Origin of the sequence: Pseudomonas sp. NPDC087817 (genome assembly GCF_044742875.1) — a bacterium.
GTDB lineage: Bacteria > Pseudomonadota > Gammaproteobacteria > Pseudomonadales > Pseudomonadaceae > Aquipseudomonas.
Genome location: NZ_JBIUVJ010000012.1, coordinates 93,707 through 110,259, shown reverse-complemented (window position 1 = coordinate 110,259; position 16,553 = coordinate 93,707). Strand labels below are relative to the sequence as shown.

At 59.4% G+C, this 16,553-nt stretch carries 17 protein-coding genes (1 of these 17 cut by a window edge); 8 read left to right on the top strand and 9 right to left on the bottom strand.

From position 1 onward, the window contains the following. On the top strand, positions 1–478 hold the 3' portion of the coding sequence (locus tag ACIONG_RS12310; RefSeq protein WP_401299644.1) for an elongation factor P. It extends 38 nt beyond the left edge of the window; only the last 478 of its 516 coding nucleotides appear in the window; the start codon falls outside the window, past its left edge; its stop codon occupies positions 476–478. Positions 479–654: 176 nt separating this feature from the next. Here the strand turns inward: ACIONG_RS12310 and ACIONG_RS12305 are convergent, their stop codons facing one another. From ACIONG_RS12305 to ACIONG_RS12295, 3 genes are all read right to left on the bottom strand, one after another. Then, entirely contained in the window at positions 655–1,074 is a 420-nt protein-coding gene (locus ACIONG_RS12305; protein WP_007964807.1) for an organic hydroperoxide resistance protein, read from the bottom strand. A 357-nt stretch (positions 1,075–1,431) separates the two neighbouring features. Then, complete coding sequence (locus ACIONG_RS12300; protein WP_315445863.1) at positions 1,432–1,887, bottom strand: MarR family transcriptional regulator; 456 nt, start codon at positions 1,885–1,887, stop codon at positions 1,432–1,434. A 72-nt stretch (positions 1,888–1,959) separates the two neighbouring features. Then, positions 1,960–2,916 (bottom strand): LysR family transcriptional regulator, encoded by a 957-nt coding sequence (locus ACIONG_RS12295; protein ID WP_103304742.1) that lies wholly within the window; start codon positions 2,914–2,916, stop codon positions 1,960–1,962. 110 nt (positions 2,917–3,026) lie between these two features. Between ACIONG_RS12295 and ACIONG_RS12290 the strand changes: the two genes are divergently transcribed. Beyond that, on the top strand, positions 3,027–3,776 hold the full coding sequence (locus ACIONG_RS12290; RefSeq protein WP_401299639.1) for a sulfite exporter TauE/SafE family protein: 750 nt from the start codon (positions 3,027–3,029) through the stop codon (positions 3,774–3,776). Here ACIONG_RS12290 and ACIONG_RS12285 read toward each other — a convergent pair. Next, complete coding sequence (locus ACIONG_RS12285; RefSeq protein ID WP_177431414.1) at positions 3,766–4,620, bottom strand: LysR substrate-binding domain-containing protein; 855 nt, start codon at positions 4,618–4,620, stop codon at positions 3,766–3,768. The two genes, ACIONG_RS12290 and ACIONG_RS12285, sit on opposite strands and share 11 nt — an antisense overlap. A 97-nt stretch (positions 4,621–4,717) precedes the next feature. Between ACIONG_RS12285 and ACIONG_RS12280 the strand changes: the two genes are divergently transcribed. Together ACIONG_RS12280 and ACIONG_RS12275 are read left to right on the top strand one after the other, a co-directional pair. Then, positions 4,718–4,939, top strand: a complete 222-nt coding sequence (locus tag ACIONG_RS12280) for a DUF1127 domain-containing protein (RefSeq protein ID WP_103304745.1) — start codon at positions 4,718–4,720, stop codon at positions 4,937–4,939. 64 nt (positions 4,940–5,003) lie between these two features. Then, positions 5,004–6,230, top strand: coding sequence for a winged helix-turn-helix domain-containing protein (locus ACIONG_RS12275; protein WP_401299636.1), 1,227 nt, complete (start codon positions 5,004–5,006; stop codon positions 6,228–6,230). Between the two features lie 132 nt (positions 6,231–6,362). Here the strand turns inward: ACIONG_RS12275 and ACIONG_RS12270 are convergent, their stop codons facing one another. Beyond that, positions 6,363–7,709 carry a class II 3-deoxy-7-phosphoheptulonate synthase gene (locus tag ACIONG_RS12270; RefSeq protein WP_103304747.1) on the bottom strand — a complete coding sequence of 449 codons (1,347 nt, stop codon included), beginning with the start codon at positions 7,707–7,709 and terminating at the stop codon, positions 6,363–6,365. Positions 7,710–7,860: 151 nt separating this feature from the next. Between ACIONG_RS12270 and ACIONG_RS12265 the strand changes: the two genes are divergently transcribed. Further along, positions 7,861–8,616: a spermidine synthase gene (locus ACIONG_RS12265; RefSeq protein ID WP_401299633.1), complete on the top strand. Its 756-nt coding sequence runs from the start codon at positions 7,861–7,863 to the stop codon at positions 8,614–8,616. A 107-nt stretch (positions 8,617–8,723) separates the two neighbouring features. On the opposite strand, the gene ACIONG_RS12260 is transcribed toward ACIONG_RS12265, so the two are convergent. After that, a complete protein-coding gene (locus ACIONG_RS12260; protein ID WP_103304749.1) occupies positions 8,724–9,515 on the bottom strand; it encodes a crotonase/enoyl-CoA hydratase family protein in 792 nt (263 codons plus the stop codon). A 423-nt stretch (positions 9,516–9,938) separates the two neighbouring features. Here ACIONG_RS12260 and ACIONG_RS12255 point away from each other — a divergent pair, with 423 nt between their 5' ends. Further along, complete coding sequence (locus tag ACIONG_RS12255; RefSeq protein WP_103304750.1) at positions 9,939–11,612, top strand: DEAD/DEAH box helicase; 1,674 nt, start codon at positions 9,939–9,941, stop codon at positions 11,610–11,612. A 117-nt stretch (positions 11,613–11,729) separates the two neighbouring features. On the opposite strand, the gene ACIONG_RS12250 is transcribed toward ACIONG_RS12255, so the two are convergent. Then, on the bottom strand, positions 11,730–12,497 hold the full coding sequence (locus ACIONG_RS12250) for a DODA-type extradiol aromatic ring-opening family dioxygenase (protein ID WP_401299628.1): 768 nt from the start codon (positions 12,495–12,497) through the stop codon (positions 11,730–11,732). 102 nt (positions 12,498–12,599) lie between these two features. Here ACIONG_RS12250 and ACIONG_RS12245 point away from each other — a divergent pair, with 102 nt between their 5' ends. After that, positions 12,600–13,256, top strand: coding sequence for a thiopurine S-methyltransferase (locus ACIONG_RS12245; RefSeq protein ID WP_401299625.1), 657 nt, complete (start codon positions 12,600–12,602; stop codon positions 13,254–13,256). A gap of 200 nt (positions 13,257–13,456) precedes the next feature. Here ACIONG_RS12245 and htpX read toward each other — a convergent pair whose 3' ends face one another. After that, on the bottom strand, positions 13,457–14,344 hold the full coding sequence (gene htpX / locus ACIONG_RS12240; RefSeq protein ID WP_007908619.1) for a protease HtpX: 888 nt from the start codon (positions 14,342–14,344) through the stop codon (positions 13,457–13,459). 304 nt (positions 14,345–14,648) lie between these two features. Continuing rightward, positions 14,649–15,860, bottom strand: coding sequence for a pyridoxal phosphate-dependent aminotransferase (locus tag ACIONG_RS12235; protein WP_103304753.1), 1,212 nt, complete (start codon positions 15,858–15,860; stop codon positions 14,649–14,651). Between the two features lie 223 nt (positions 15,861–16,083). Between ACIONG_RS12235 and msrB the strand changes: the two genes are divergently transcribed. Further along, complete coding sequence (gene msrB / locus ACIONG_RS12230; RefSeq protein WP_103304829.1) at positions 16,084–16,479, top strand: peptide-methionine (R)-S-oxide reductase MsrB; 396 nt, start codon at positions 16,084–16,086, stop codon at positions 16,477–16,479. The last annotated feature ends 74 nt before the right edge of the window (positions 16,480–16,553 follow it).

Below are 16,553 nucleotides of genomic sequence, written 5' to 3'. Positions count from 1 at the left end.
CCGTAACAGCGCTATCATTAAGACCAAGCTGAAGAACCTGCTGACCGGTTACAAGACCGAAACCGTTTACGGTGCGGACGACAAGCTGGACGACGTGATCCTCGACCGCAAAGAAGCGACCCTGTCCTTCATCAGCGGCGACACCTACACGTTCATGGACACCACTGACTACACCATGTACGAACTGAACGCCGAAGACATCGAAAGCGTTCTGCCTTTCGTTGAAGAAGGCATGACCGACGTTTGCGAAGCCGTGTTCTTCGAAGAGCGTCTGGTTTCCGTAGAGCTGCCGACCACCATCGTGCGCGTAGTTGACTACACCGAAGGTTCGGCTCGCGGCGACACTTCCGGCAAAGTCATGAAGCCAGCCAAGCTGAGCAACGGTACCGAGTTGCAAGTTGCTGACTTCATCGAAATCGGTGACAAGATCGAGATCGACACCCGCGAAGGCGGTTCCTACAAAGGCCGTGCCAAATAAGCACTGCTTTTTGCGGAAAGAAAAAGCCCGACCATTGAGTCGGGCTTTTTTGTACCTGCAATTTCACCTTCAACACCTATCCCCTGTGGGAGCGAGCCAGCTCGCGAATGCGGTGTGACATCCAATGAAGCGTTGTCTGACAGAACGCCTTCGCGAGCAGGGGTTTTGCATTTATCTCAAACGGTGGTGTGCAGGCGCACGTCAACGTTGCCACGGGTGGCGTTGGAGTACGGGCAAACCTGATGCGCCGCTTCAACCAGGCTCTGTGCATCGGCTTGTTCCAGACCCGGCAGGCTGATGTGCAGGTCGATGTCCAGACCAAAGCCGCCAGGGATTTGGCCGATGCCGACGTGAGCAGTGATCGAAGCATCGTCCGGGATTTTACGTTTGGTCTGGCTGGCAACAAATTTCAGCGCGCCGATGAAGCAGGCCGAGTACCCAGCCGCGAACAGTTGCTCAGGGTTGGTCGCCGCGCCGCCAGCACCACCGAGTTCTTTCGGGGTGGCCAGTTTGACGTCGAGGATGTTGTCGCTGGAGATCGCACGACCGTCACGGCCGCCAGTGGACGTTGCGATTGCGGTGTAGAGAGTTTGCATGGTGTGGGCCTCGTAGAGTGTTATGTGTTGCGCTAATTGTTTGCGCGCTAAGTAAGTGCGAGCTGAATGTAGCTCGCTAATATTTTGCGCGCAAGATAAATTTCGGAGGAAAGTGAGAATGCATGACGCGGCGTGGTGCATTACTTCACCGCAAGCATTGATTTAGAGCGCTGGACGGAAAGGAGGCTGACTGTAAAAAAATTCAGTCGGACAAGCATTCATCAGCAAATGAGGACCCTGTGGGAGCCGGGCTTGCCGGCGATAACGGCGTGTCAGTCGAAATCATGAAGGCTGACAGGACGCCATCGCGGGCAAGCCCGGCTCCCACAGGTTTTGTACTGCAACTGAATTGAGGATTCAGACCAGGCTGTCTTGCAGGTGGCTGCGCAGGGCTTGCAGTTCTGATTGCAGGTTTTGCAAACGCTCGATCGTGAAGCCGCTGGCGCCGAGAATGCATTGCGGGATGCTTTGGGCTTTGGTTTGCAAAGCGCGGCCCTGTTCAGTCAATTCGACAATCACCACTCGCTCATCCTCGCGGCTGCGGGTCCGGCTGAGCAAACCTTCGCCTTCCAGGCGCTTGAGCAGTGGTGTCAGCGATCCCGGATCCGTCAGCAGTCGTGTGCTGATTTCTCCCACGGTCAAACCATCTTTCTCCCACAACACCATCATCGCCAGATACTGCGGATAGGTCAGGCCGATGGCTTGCAGCATCGGTTTGTAGACTTTGGTCATCATCAGCGAAGTGGAATGCAAGGCGAAGCAGGCCTGGTTGTCCAGGAGCAAGTCATCGCAGGTGTCGCGTTCGGAAGTCATGTCAAAGCCTTGATCGGTGATGGGCATGAATCTAGCGCCCGAATGTTTAATGCGCCAGACAATTATCTGGGGCTAGTGCCGGCCAAAATCCCGCTGTAACGCCAGATCCCACGGCGGAACAGGGCTAAAGCGGGTTTTCAGATACTCCAGCAGCAAGCGGCTGCGCGAATTCGTCTGCTGTTCCATCCGCAAGGCATAGATCCCGGTGGACTCAGGTTTCGGCAGGCCGTTTTCGCAAAACAGCGGCAGCAGTTCGCCACGCAGCAGATATTCGCTGGCCAACCAGGTCGGCAGATGCGCAATCCCCAGTCCCGCCAACGCGCCGCAGACCAAGGCTTCGGCATTATTGGCGCTCATGCGGATGCGGGCCGGACGGTGCAGTTGCATCTGGCCATCCAGCTCGAAACGCCAGGCGAAGGGCGGGGCGAGGCCGTCCCAGTCCAGACCGTCGTGTTCACTCAATTGCGCGGGATGGCTGGGTACACCGCGATGTTTGAGATAGTCAGGACTCGCGCAGGCGATGCGCACCATGCTCGCCAGTGGCGTGGCAACCAATCGAGTGTCGGCCAGTTGACCGGCGCGCAGCACCAGATCGACCTTGCCCAGATTCGAGCCGTGCATGTCGACAAAGCTGTCGATCAGATGCAACTGCACGTCCAGTCCCGGATACAAAACCAGAAAATCGGCAATCACCGGTGCCAGGTGTCTGCGTCCGAACGCTGCCGGGGCATCGATGCGAATCAAGCCTTCCGGCGCATTGCTCAGGGAAACCGCTTCGGCTCGGGCCAGTTGCAACTCGGCGACGATCCGCCGTGCCCGCTCGGCAAACGCCAGCCCCGCAGGCGTGGCCAGTACCGCGTGGGTGCTGCGAATAAATAGCTGGCTGCCGACAGCATTTTCCAGGCTATCGATGCGCCGCGCGACCGCCGAGGGCGTCAACGGATGGCGACGAGACGCTGCGGAAAAACTGCCGCTTTCCAGCACATCAAGAAACAGCCCGAGTTGTTCGGTCAATTGATTGGGATTCATGTCATTTCAATGCTTGTGCGAATTCGGCACAGCCATTGTGCGTTGCTGTGCGTTTCCCCGCCAGCCGTGACTGCGTAGGATGAATCGCCTGACGTAAGAGGAATTCGGCTGTGATGGAGTTTTTGTTGTATCTGGTTTTCGGCGCCGCCCTTGGCACACTCGGTGGCATCTTCGGCATCGGTGGTGGCTTGATCGCCATTCCACTGCTCGGCGTGTGGTTCGGGCTCGATCAGCAGATTACCCAGGGCACGGCGCTGGTGATGGTGGTGCCAAACGTGATGCTGGCGCTGTGGCGTTATCACCAACGCAATCGTATTGAATTGCGTCATGCGTTGCCGTTGGCGTCGATGGGATTCTGCTTTGCGTGGATCGGTTCGATCTGGGCTGTGGGTATCGATGCGCAAACCATGCGCATCGGTTTTGTCGCGTTTCTCGTTGTCCTTTCGGCCTATAACCTGCTGAAGATGTTCGGCAAGCGCCCGGCGCCGACCTCCGAGATGCGTTATTCGTGGCCGTGGCTGGGTGTTCTCGGCGCGGCGTCGGGAACCATGGGCGGGTTGTTCGGTGTCGGTGGGGCAGTGGTCGCGACGCCAGTCTTGACCAGCCTGTTCGGCACCAGCCAAGTCGTTGCCCAAGGTCTGTCGCTGGCGCTGGCATTGCCGAGCACCGGCGTGACGTTGGTGACGTATGCGGTGCATCACGAAGTGGACTGGATGATCGGCCTGCCGCTGGCCATCGGCGGTCTGGCCAGCATCAGTTGGGGTGTGAAAGTCGCCCACGCGATGCCGGAAAAACTTCTGCGTGGACTGTTCTGCGGGTTTCTGGTGCTGTGCGCAGTGATGCTCGCGTTTAAAGTTTGAAACCTTCGACGATGTGCTCGGCCAGGCATTCGGTGATCGGCGAAGGGTTATTCAAATTGCGGATCAGCATGATGCTGGCCTCGGGCAGAAGCGGCAGATCTTCATCGGCGCCGAGAATGCGCATGTCCGGGGTGATCAGGCTTTCCAGTTGCGCGGTGATCGCCAGACCCGCGCTCACCACCGCCATCAGCGCCGAAAGGCTGGTGCTGTTGTAGGCGATGCGGTATTCGCGGCCCATGGCGTCCAGCGCATTGCAGGCCCACAAGCGGCAGAAACAGTCACTGTTGAACATCGCCAAGGGCAACGGCGTCTGCTCGTGGGCGCTGAAGTTTTGCGCCTCGGCCCAGACGAAGCGCTCCTTGCGCAGCAACTGGCCAATCTCGTTGCCCGGCTCGCGGGTGACAATCGACAGGTCCAGATCGGTGCGCTGCAACAACTGTTTGGTCGATTCGCAATGCACTTCGATCTGGATCAGCGGATAGAACTGCGCGAATCGCGACAGGATCCCCGGCAGAAAGCGCATCACGTAATCATCCGGCGTACCGATCTTCACGGTGCCGACCATGTGCGGCTCGCGCAGGGTGTTGAACACTTCGCTGTGCAGCTTGAGGATGCGTCGCGCGTATCCCAGCAGCACCTGGCCTTCAGCGGTCAGGCGCACCTGACGCCCGTCGCGTTCAAACAACTGGCGTTGCAACACGTCTTCTTCCAGACGCTTCATCTGCATGCTCACCGCCGATTGCGTGCGGTTGACCATTTCACCGGCGCGGGTGAAACCGCCCTGATCGGCAATCGCCACAAAGGTGCGCAAGACATCGGTATCGATACTGGGGTAGGCCGACAATTGATGAATCTCCGTGATGCATGCCATCAGAAACATTCGTTGGATTGATCTTAGCGCTGGCGAGAGACTTGAGCCATCCACAACGGAGGTCAACACGATGAAAGGTCAAAGAGAGTATGTAGACGAAGAAAAATTTTCCGGCCATGGCCACATGGTTTCCGACTTGCTGCACAAGTTTAGCCGCTGGTACGAACTTCACCGCGAACGCGAGATGCTCGCCAGTCTGAGCGACGAAGCGTTGAAGGACATCGGGGTCAGTCGTGCCGACGTCGAGCACGAGTCGGTTCGGCCATTCTGGGATGATCCGATGCACAAATGATGAGGCCATCGCTACACAAAACCTTCTGGACTGAGGTAGGTTGCGAGCAGACAAGGAGATGCTCATGCCCGCGACACTGTCCTTTTCCCTCAAACAGGCTCGACGTCTGGCGCTGGCTGCTCAAGGGTTCAACGGGCGCCAGCCGCCGACCGTCAAGGCAACGCACGTCAACCGGCTGATCGAACGGCTGGGCCTGCTGCAAATCGACTCCGTCAACGCCGTGGTGCGCTCGCACTACCTGCCGCTGTTTTCCCGTTTGGGCTCCTATTCTTCCGAATTGCTCGACCAGGCTGCCTGGAGTTCGGGGCGACGTCGCACCTTGTTTGAATATTGGGGCCACGAAGCGTCGCTGTTGCCGTTGTCGATGTATCCGTTGATGAATTGGCGCATGCAGCGAGCCAGGCAGGGCCGAGACATTTATCAGCAATTGGCAAAGTTTGGTCTGGAGCAGCAGGATGTTGTTCGCCGGGTGTTGAGTGCGGTCGAAGAGCGCGGCGCAGTGGGTGCGGGCAGTTTGTCGACCCGTGAAGACAAGCCCGGGCAATGGTGGGACTGGAGCGCAGAAAAGCATGCGCTGGAGTGGCTGTTTGCCGCCGGTGAAGTGACCGTGGCCGGGCGCCGTGGGTTTGAGCGTTTGTACGATTTGCCGGAGCGGGTGATTCCTTCCACGATCCTGCAGCAGACATTGCCCGATGAGGCCGAGGCGCAGCGTGGACTGTTAGTGCATGCGGCTGAGGCGTTGGGGGTTGGCACGGAAAAGGATCTGCGCGATTACTTCCGTTTGAGTCCGGCTGACGCGCGTCCGCGTCTGGCCGAGTTGGTCGAGGCCGGGCAGTTGTTGCTGTGCGAGGTCGCCGACTGGCGACAGATCGCCTATTGCCTGCCGGAGCCCAAGGTCCCGAGCAAGGTCACGGCCAGTGCGCTGTTGTCGCCGTTTGACTCACTGATCTGGGAGCGCAGCCGCACTGAGCGATTGTTTGATTTTCGCTATCGGCTGGAGATCTACACGCCGCAGGACAAGCGGGTTTACGGCTATTACGTGTTGCCGTTTCTGCACAATGAGCGGATTGCGGCGCGAGTGGATTTGCGCGCCGAGCGGGCGTCGGGACGGTTGGCGGTACATGCGGTGCACGAGGAGGAGTCGGGGCTGGATGAGGAGGGGATGCTGGCGTTGGCCGTGAATTTGCGGCAGATGGCGAGTTGGTTGGGGCTTGAGCGGGTGCAGTTGAATTGTCAGCGCGAGAGTGCGGGGCGGTTGCGGGTGGCATTGACGCAGATCGGGAGCGACTGAGCGGACGCCATCGCTGGCAAGCCAGGCTCCCACAGTGATCGGTTCGGTCACAAAGTCTGTGTACGACGCAAATCCTGTGGGAGCCTGGCTTGCCAGCGATGGGGCCAGGTCAGGCGATAAAGATGTCCAACCTCAGCGGCGGACTTGCTTCAGGGTTTCAGCAATCAGGAATGCCAGTTCCAGCGACTGATCGGCATTCATCCGCGGATCGCAGTGGGTGTGATAGCGATCCGACAAACCATCTTCAGTAATCGGTCGCGCTCCACCAATGCACTCGGTGACGTTCTGTCCGGTCATTTCGATGTGGATCCCGCCGGCATAAGTGCCTTCCGCTTCGTGCACCTGGAAGAACTGCTTCACCTCGCCGAGGATCTGCGCAAAGTCGCGAGTCTTGTAGCCGCTGCTGGCCTTGATGGTGTTGCCGTGCATCGGGTCGGAGCTCCACAGCACTTGCTTGCCTTCACGCTGCACGGCGCGAATCAGTGCCGGCAGGTGATCGCCCACTTTGTTCGCGCCCATCCGTGCGATCAGGTTCAGACGCCCAGGATCGTTGCTCGGGTTGAGCACATCGATCAGGCGGATCAGATCGTCGGGGTTCATGCTCGGGCCGACTTTGACGCCGATCGGGTTATTCACCCCACGCAGGAATTCAACGTGAGCGCCGTCGAGCTGACGGGTGCGGTCGCCGATCCACAGCATGTGCGCCGAGCAATCGTAGTAATCGTTGGTCAGGCTGTCGCGGCGCACGAAGGCTTCTTCGTAGTTCAGCAGCAGCGCTTCGTGGGCGGTGAAGAAACTGGTTTCGCGCAGTTGCGGCGAGCTGTCCATGCCGCAGGCGCGCATGAACGCCAGGGTTTCATCGATGCGGTCGGCGAGGTGGCTGTACTTCTCGGCCAGCGCCGAGTTGGCGATGAAATCGAGGTTCCACTTGTGCACTTGATGCAGATCGGCAAAGCCGCCCTGAGCAAAGGCGCGCAAGAGGTTCAGCGTCGCGGTGGACTGGTGATAGGACTGCAGCAGACGCTCGGGATCCGGTACGCGGCTCTTTTCGTCGAAGCCGATGCCATTGACGATGTCACCGCGATAAGCCGGCAGGGTCACGCCGTCGATGGTCTCGTCATTGGCCGAACGTGGTTTGGCGAACTGCCCGGCCATGCGCCCGACCTTGACCACCGGACAACCGGCGGCAAAGGTCATGACAATCGCCATTTGTAGCAACACTTTAAAGGTGTCGCGAATCTTTGCTGCGGAGAATTCGGCGAAGCTTTCCGCGCAATCGCCGCCCTGCAGCAGAAACGCCCGGCCCTGAGTCACTTCGGCAAACTGACGGCGCAGTTCACGCGCCTCGCCGGCAAACACCAATGGCGGGTAGCTGGCCAGGGTTTGCTCGACTTGGCGCAGATGCGCGGCGTCGGGGTATTGGGGTTGTTGCTGGATCGGCAGGGCACGCCAGCTGTCAGGGCTCCACGGTTGGCTCATCACGGTCTCGAGTTTTCTACGCACGGAAGGCCATGGTATCAGCAAATTAGTGCGTGACCTGTTCCCGCACCTTCGTCGACAATCGCCGCTTTGCCACGGCGCCATAGCGGCGTCATCGCGTCACCGCGCCCGGTGACCACCAGGAGACGAAATGACTGAGGAGCGCGTCGAGCTATTGCTCGCCGAAGTACAGGATGAGTTCGGCGTGATTCGCGTGCTGGAAGTGGCCGATTACCGCTTTCTGGAGTTCGGCGATGCCATCGAGCAGAGCTGCGTGTTCACCGCCGACCCGAGCTGGCTGGAGTACGACTACACCCGGGCGATGCTGATTGGTGCGTTGTGTCATGAACAACCGGAGAGTGCGCTGTTCCTCGGGCTGGGTGCCGGTACGCTGACGCAGGCCTGCCTCAGGTTTCTGCCGCTGGAAGATGTCGAAGCCATCGAGTTGCGTCCCGACGTGCCGCGTCTGGCCATCGAATACCTTGGGCTGGATGACGATCCGCGCCTGTACATCCGCGTCGGCGATGCGCTTGAGCTGCTGCCGACGGCGGAGCCAGCGGATCTGATCTTCGTCGACCTGTACACCGACGTCGGCCCGGGAGTCGGGCATCTGGCCTGGAGCTTTCTCGGCGATTGCCAGAAGCGCCTGAATCCGGGTGGCTGGCTGGTGATCAATCAATGGGCCACGGATGACGGCAAGCCGCTCGGTGCGGCGTTGTTGCGCGGGCTCTATCACCGGCATTACTGGGAGCTGCCGGTGAAGGAGGGCAATGTGATTCTGATTGTGCCGGCGGATCTGGATCAGGCACTGGACATGCAGGCGTTGACCGCCCGGGCGGAAGCGCTGGCGCCGCAGTTGGGTTATTCGCTGGAGTCGTTGATCAAGGCGATTCGCCCGGCGACTTGAGTTGTCAGTGATGGCCCTATCGCGAGCAGGCTCACTCCTACATTGGAATGCGCTCCCCCTGTAGGAGTGAGCCTGCTCGCGATGACGTCCTCACGGACACCGTACTTTCAGATCCCTTTAAAGACTCCAGGTCGGCGCTCCACCAGCGAGCGCACTCCTTCCTTGGCATCCTCACTGCCCAGCAACCTCTTCACCAGCGCCGGCAACGCCTGCGCCGCCGCCGTCTCGCCCTCATAACGCGCCTGTCGCGCCGACATCAGCGTCGCCTGCACGCCCAGCGGTGCCTGGCGCGCAATGCGCTCGGCCAGTTCAACCGCCCGTGGCAGCAAGTCCTCGCTGGCCATCACCTCCTGCACCAGACCCAGTCGCAACGCGTCGTGCGCATCGAACTCATCGCCGGTCAGCAACCAGCGCATGGCATTGCCCCATCCTGCCACTTGATGAAAGCGTAAAGTCGCGCCACCAAAAGGAAAGATCCCACGCTGTACTTCCATTTGTGCGAAGCGGGTATTGCTGGCACACAGGTTGATGTCGGCGGCGAGCATCAGCTCGATGCCGATGGTCAGGCAGTAGCCCTGCGCCGCAACAATCACCGGTTTGCTCACCCGTGGCCCGACGAAAACACCCCACGGATCGCAACCTCCGGTCGGAACCTGCCAGCCTTGAGCAAGTGCGGTGCTGGCATTCACCAGATCCAGACCGGCGGTAAAGTGCTCGCCATGGCCGAACACCACCGCTACCCGCGCCTCGCTGTCGGCCTCGAACTCGCCATAGGCCAGGCTCAGGTCATTGAGCAGGTCGAGGTCGAAAGCATTGCGTTTGGCCGCTCGGTCCAGACCGATCAGATGGACATGACCACGACGTTCACGGCTGACGCGGCCGGGGCAGGGCTGATTCATGGATAAATCCTCGGGCGGGAAGGGCGGGTGCAGCGACGGTATGCCGCACATCGGTGAATCGTTTAAGCGTCATCACCCGCAGGGCCGGGCCTTTGAAAAATAGACCTTGGCACGATTATCCGCAAAACCCCGTTACACAGCGGTGACACACGCATTCAGACGATAAAAAAAGCTCCCTTTTTGGGCAAAATCCGGTATAGTGCGCGCCGGCCTTTAACCGGGCCGCGTTTAGGTAGCGCAATTTCCCGAAGTCAGCTTCGGCTGCACGTCCGCATTGCGGGCTCTTCCCGGACGATTCTTTTTTTCATTCATACGTTTTCGCAAATCCCCGCCGACAAAGCTGCCAGGGCGACTCTTGAGTCTCAACACGGCATGCGCAGCTTTGGAGCATGGGTCTTTGCGGATGCACTTAGAGGCAGACCCATGACCCAGGAAACCGGCGGATTCGCCGCTTTTAATCTTAATCCGAATATTCTTGCAGCCGTCGCAGCGACCGGCTACGAAGAGCCTTCGGCGATTCAGCAGCAATCGATCCCGATCATCATGGCCGGCCAGGACATGATTGGCCAGGCGCAAACCGGTACCGGTAAAACCGCCGCGTTCGCACTGCCTATTCTGCACCGCATCGATCCTGCCAAGCGCGAACCGCAAGCCCTGATCCTGGCGCCAACCCGAGAGTTGGCGCTGCAAGTAGCAACCGCTTTTGAAACCTACGCCAAGCAAATGCCAGGCGTTACCGTTGTCGCCGTATACGGCGGCGCGCCGATGGGCCCGCAGCTCAAGGCTATCCGTAACGGCGCACAGATTGTTGTCGCTACCCCGGGTCGTCTGTGTGACCACCTGCGTCGCGACGAGAAAGTCCTGTCGACCGTGAACCACCTGGTTCTCGACGAAGCTGACGAAATGTTGAAGCTGGGCTTCATGGATGACCTGGAAGTCATCTTCAAGGCTCTGCCAGCGACCCGTCAGACCGTTTTGTTCTCGGCTACCCTGCCGCAGTCGATCCGCGCCATTGCCGAACGCCACCTGCGCGATCCGCAACACGTCAAGATCCAGACCAAGACTCAAACCGTTACCGCGATCGAACAGGCTCACCTGTTGGTTCACGCTGACCAGAAGACTTCGGCCGTTCTCAGCTTGCTGGAAGTGGAAGACTTCGACGCACTGATCATGTTCGTGCGCACCAAGCAAGCGACTCTGGACCTGGCCAGTGCCCTCGACGCCAAAGGCTACAAAGCCGCTGCGCTGAACGGTGACATCGCCCAGAACCAGCGTGAGCGCGTCATCGACTCGCTGAAAGATGGCCGTCTGGACATCGTTGTGGCGACCGACGTAGCTGCTCGTGGTCTAGACGTTCCGCGTATCACTCACGTGTTCAACGTGGACATGCCGTACGATCCTGAGTCCTACGTGCACCGTATCGGCCGTACCGGCCGTGCCGGTCGCGAAGGTCGTGCACTGCTGCTGGTGACTCCGCGTGAGCGCCGCATGCTGCAAGTGATCGAGCGTGTAACCGGTCAGAAGGTTGCTGAAGTTCGCCTGCCGGACGCTCAGGCTGTTCTCGATGCACGCATCAAGAAACTGACCAACAGCCTGTCGCCGCTGGTTGCTGATGCCGAATCGACTCACGGTGAGTTGCTCGATCGTCTGACCGCTGACATCGGCTGCTCGCCGCGTGCTCTGGCTGCTGCGCTGCTGCGCAAGGCTACCAACGGTCAAGCGCTGAACCTGGCAGCGATCGAGAAGGAGCGTCCACTGGTGCCGAACAACGCACCGCGTGGCGACCGTCCTGAGCGTTCCGGTGATCGTCCGGATCGTGGTGATCGCGAGCGTCGTGCGCCAATGCCTTTGGGCGAAGGCCGTGCTCGTTGCCGTACCGCGCTGGGTGCGCGTGACGGTATCGCTGCGAAAAACCTGCTGGGCGCCATCCTCAACGAAGGCGGTCTGGCCCGTGAAGCGATCGGTCGCATCCAGGTGCGTGACAGCTTTAGCCTCGTCGAGCTGCCGGAAGATGGTCTGGACAAACTCCTGACCAAGCTGAAGGACACTCGCGTTGCTGGCAAGCAGTTGAAGCTGCGTCGCTATCGCGAAGATTGATCCGCCCTTGGGCTGATTGATCGAACATAAAAAATCCCCGACTGGTTCGGGGATTTTTTTTGCCTGCTGTTTGGGTTTATACAAAACCCTGTGGGAGCTGGCTTGCCAGCGATCGCGTCAGCCGAAACGATAAATATCCATGCCCAGCGCACCCATGGTGAAGCCTGTATGCGCCACGCTGAACTCGCCTCCCGCACCCCGCGCAAAATACAACGGCAACAAATGCTCATCACTCGGATGGCTACGCACTGCATTTGGTGCCTGCTGGCGGTAATCATGCAGGGCTGCTTCGTCATCGGCCGCAAGCTTGTCGATCACCCAGTCACGGAAGTCCCGGGCCCACGGCTCGACGCTCTCCGGACCGGCGTGCCAGTCCAGCTCGCGCAGATTATGGGTGATGCTGCCGGAACCGATCAGCAGAATCCCTCGTTCGCGCAGGCCGGCCAACGCACGGCCAACCCGGGTTTGCAGCGCGGGGCCACCGCGACTCGGCAGCGAAACCTGTACCACCGGAATATCCGCCTGCGGGTACATCAGCGACAACGGCACCCACACGCCGTGATCGAACGGTCGTTGCGGATCAAGACGTGCCGACAGGTTGCTGGCGCTCAGCAGATGGGCGACTTCAGCAGCCAGTTGTGGATCACCCGGCGCCGGGTACTGCACTTCGAACAGTGCCCGGGGGAAGCCGCCGAAATCGTGCCAGGTCTCGGGTTGCGGATGGCTGCTGACCAATAGTTCGTGGCTCTCCCAGTGTGCGGAGACAATCACGATGGCTTTCGGCCTGGGCAGTTCGGCAGCCAGTCGCGCCAATGCCGGGCCGCTGGCGCCGGGTTCCAGCGCAAGCATGGGTGAACCATGAGAAATAAACAGGCTGGGAAACATGATGGGTTCCTGAGCGTTAAGATGGCCCATCTTCAGTCAGATCATTGATCTAAATCTAATATAAGTTTTAACGCTTTTTGATCGATTTTTTGGGAGTGATACATGCAGCCTGAGTTTTGGCACAAGAAGTGGGAATCGAACCAGATCGGCTTTCATCAGCCCGAGGTCAACCCGTATTTGCAGCGGCACTGGCCGGATCTGGCGGTTGCAGCGCAGGCTCGCGTGCTGGTGCCGTTGTGTGGGAAAAGTCTGGATTTGCTGTGGCTGGCCGGGCGCGGCCATCAGGTGCTGGGCATCGAACTGTCGGAAAAGGCCGTCGAGGATTTTTTCAGCGAGCAGCATTTGCAACCTGAAGTCAGCGAAGGCGGCGCGTTCAAGGTCTATCGCGCGGGAGCTATCGAGTTGTGGTGCGGTGATGTCTTTGCGTTAAAGGCCGAGGATGTCGCTCATTGCACGGCGCTGTACGACCGCGCCGCGTTGATCGCGTTGCCGCCAGCGATGCGTGAGCAATATGCGGCGCATTTGCTGAGTATCTTGCCGGAATGCTTGCAGGGTTTGCTGATTACGCTGGACTACGATCAGGCGAAGATGCCCGGGCCACCGTTTGCCGTGCCGGATGCTGAGGTGCAGCGCTTGCTTGGGAATGACTGGCAGGTCCAGAAGCTGGAAGAGCAGGATGTGCTGGGCGAGAGCTGGAAGTTCTTGCAGGCTGGCGTGACGCGGCTGGAGGAGCGGGTTTATCGGGTTTCCGGGCGGTAGAATTTTACTGGAATTGCCGGCCCCATCGCTGGCAAGCCAGCTCCCACAGTGATCTGTGGTGTATCGGAAATACTGAAAACCTCCTGGACCCTGTGGGAGATGGCTAATCAGCGATTGGGCCATCAGGAACATCCCGTTAATCAAGCCCACAAAAAAGGCCCGCATCACTGCGGGCCTTTTTCATTGTTACATCGGTTGAATCAACCGCGACGACGCAAGGCGTCAATACGCTCTTCCAGCGGTGGGTGGCTCATGAACATGCGGGCGAAGCCCTGTTTGATGCCACCGTTGATGCCAAACGCATTCAGGGTGTCCGGCATGTGTACCGGCAGGCCCTGTTCGGCGCGCAGACGCTGCAGAGCGCCAATCATTGCGCTGGTACCGGCCAGGCGAGCACCGGCTTCGTCGGCGCGGAATTCGCGTTTGCGCGAGAACCACATGACGATCGCGCTGGCCAGGATGCCCAAGACCAGTTCAGCGAAAATGGTTGCCACGTAATAGGCGATGCCCTGACCTTCTTCGTTCTTGAAGATCACCTTGTCGACGAAGTTGCCGATGATCCGCGCAAAGAACATCACGAAGGTGTTCACCACGCCCTGGATCAGCGCCAGAGTGACCATGTCACCGTTGGCCACGTGACCGATTTCGTGGGCCAGCACGGCTTTCACTTCGTCTGGCGAAAAGCGTTCGAGCAGGCCCTGGCTGACCGCGACCAGTGCGTCGTTCTTGTTCCAGCCAGTGGCGAAGGCATTTGCTTCGTAGGCCGGGAATATACCGACTTCGGGCATCTTGATCCCGGCTTCGCGGGACAGTTGCTCGACAGTTTGCAGCAGCCATTGCTCATGCCGGGTACGTGGCTGGCTGATGATCTGGGTGCCGGTGCTCATCTTCGCCATCCACTTGGAGATGAACAGCGAGAACAGCGAGCCGGCGAAACCAAAGACCGCACAGAAAACCAGCAGCTGACTGAGGTCGAGATCAACCCCGTTGGCCGCCATGAACCCGTTGAAGCCGAACAGGCTCAGGGTGATGCTGGCTATCAGCACGACCGCCAGGTTAGTGGCCAAAAACAGCAGGATGCGCATCATGGTTGTAGAAATCTCCTCAAGCTAAAGATGTAGCGTACTGCGGGGTATATAAGGTGCTGCACCGGGCTATTCAACCGAGTGACTATTTCAAACTGTGTCCTACAGCGGTTTCCTCGGCGCACGACCCATTTCCCACGACAGACTCCGACACGGACGACGGACAGCCGCGACCCGTCGCCATTGCGTCAGACGCAAGTGACGGGTACGAATCGCAAGTGTAGAAGGCGCGCGGAGGCGGGGAACGCAGAAGTGTTGCTGAATCAGACAGTGCGCAACGTTCGGGCCGTTGCGCACTGATGGGCAGTTACTGGCGGTAGGACTTGAGGAAGTTGCCGATACGACCGATAGCCATTTCCAGATCATCGACGCGGGGCAGGGTGACGACGCGGAAGTGGTCTGGCCACGGCCAGTTGAACGCGGTGCCCTGCACCACCAGCAATTTCTCGGAGAGCAGCAGGTCGAGGACGAATTTCTCGTCGTTGTGGATCGGGCAGACCTTCGGGTCGATCTTCGGGAACGCATACAGTGCGCCCATCGGTTTGACGCAGCTCACGCCCGGAATGTCGTTGAGCAGCTCCCAGGTGCGATTGCGCTGTTCCAGCAGGCGGCCCTGCGGCAACACCAGATCGTTGATGCTCTGATAACCGCCAAGCGCGGTCTGGATCGCATGCTGGCTCGGCACGTTGGCACACAGGCGCATGTTGGCGAGCATGTCGATGCCTTCGATGTAGCTCTGGGCATTGTGTTTCGGCCCGGAAATCGCGATCCAGCCGGAGCGGAAACCGGCCACGCGATAGGACTTCGACAGACCGTTGAAGGTCAGGCAGAGCAGGTCCGGGGCCAGCGAAGCGGTGCAGATGTGTACGGCGTCGTCATACAGAATCTTGTCGTAGATCTCGTCGGAGAACACCACCAGATTGTGCTGACGGGCCAGTTCCAGCATGCCCAGCAACACTTCCTTCGAATACACCGCGCCGGTCGGGTTGTTCGGGTTGATGATCACCATCGCCTTGGTGTTCGGAGTGATCTTGGCCTTGATGTCGGCCAGGTCCGGGAACCAGTCGGCGCCTTCGTCGCACAGGTAATGCACGGCGTTACCACCGGCCAGACTCACGGCAGCGGTCCATAGCGGATAATCCGGGGCCGGCACCAGCACTTCGTCGCCGTTGTTGAGCAGGGCCTGCAACGACATCACGATCAGCTCGGACACGCCGTTACCCAGGTAGATGTCTTCGATGCCGACACCTTCAACATTTTTTTGCTGGTAGTACTGCATCACCGCTTTACGCGCGCTGAACAGGCCTTTGGAGTCGCTGTAGCCTTGCGCGGTCGGCAGGTTGCGGATCACATCCTGAAGGATTTCGTCCGGCGCTTCGAAACCAAACGGCGCGGGGTTGCCGATGTTCAGCTTGAGGATGCGCTGACCTTCCTCCTCCAGACGTTTGGCGTGCTTGAGCACCGGGCCGCGAATGTCGTAGCAGACGTTGGCGAGCTTGTTCGATTTGCTGAACTGCATGGCGATGTGATCCCGAAAATGAACGATCCAGGCGGCGGATGGACAACCGTACTGGGATTCCTGCGTCTTCACACAGGCGAAATCTTGCGCCTTGGCGCCGAGAATCCGTTTGAATGCGCCCGGTCTGGCTGCCAGACTGGCGCGTGACGAGGCGCAATCATACGTGCCGCCCGATCCGTGGAAAAGGTACAGATCGGGCTTTTTCAGCCGCTGAGGTGTGATGATGGAAAAGTTGCAAAAAACCCTGGAAGAATGGAAAGCCATGCTCGACCCCGAGCAGTACAACGTGTGCCGTCTGAGCGCCACCGAGCGACCGTTCTCCGGCAAATACAACGACACCAAGACCGATGGTGTCTATCACTGTGTCTGCTGCAACGAAGCGCTGTTCGACTCGAAGACCAAATTCGATTCCGGCTGCGGCTGGCCGAGCTTCTACGCGCCGATCGGTGAAAGTGCCATGACCGAGATCCGCGACACCAGCCACGGCATGATCCGTACCGAAGTGAAATGCGCCCGCTGCGATGCACACTTGGGGCACGTGTTCCCGGACGGCCCGGCGCCGACCGGTTTGCGCTATTGCATCAATTCGGTGTGCCTGAATCTCGAACCCCGCGAGTAATTGAGTGGGCGACCTGCGGGTCGCCTTTCGGATAATTAAATTGCGCACAATTTAATTGCTCGCTATGTTTGGCC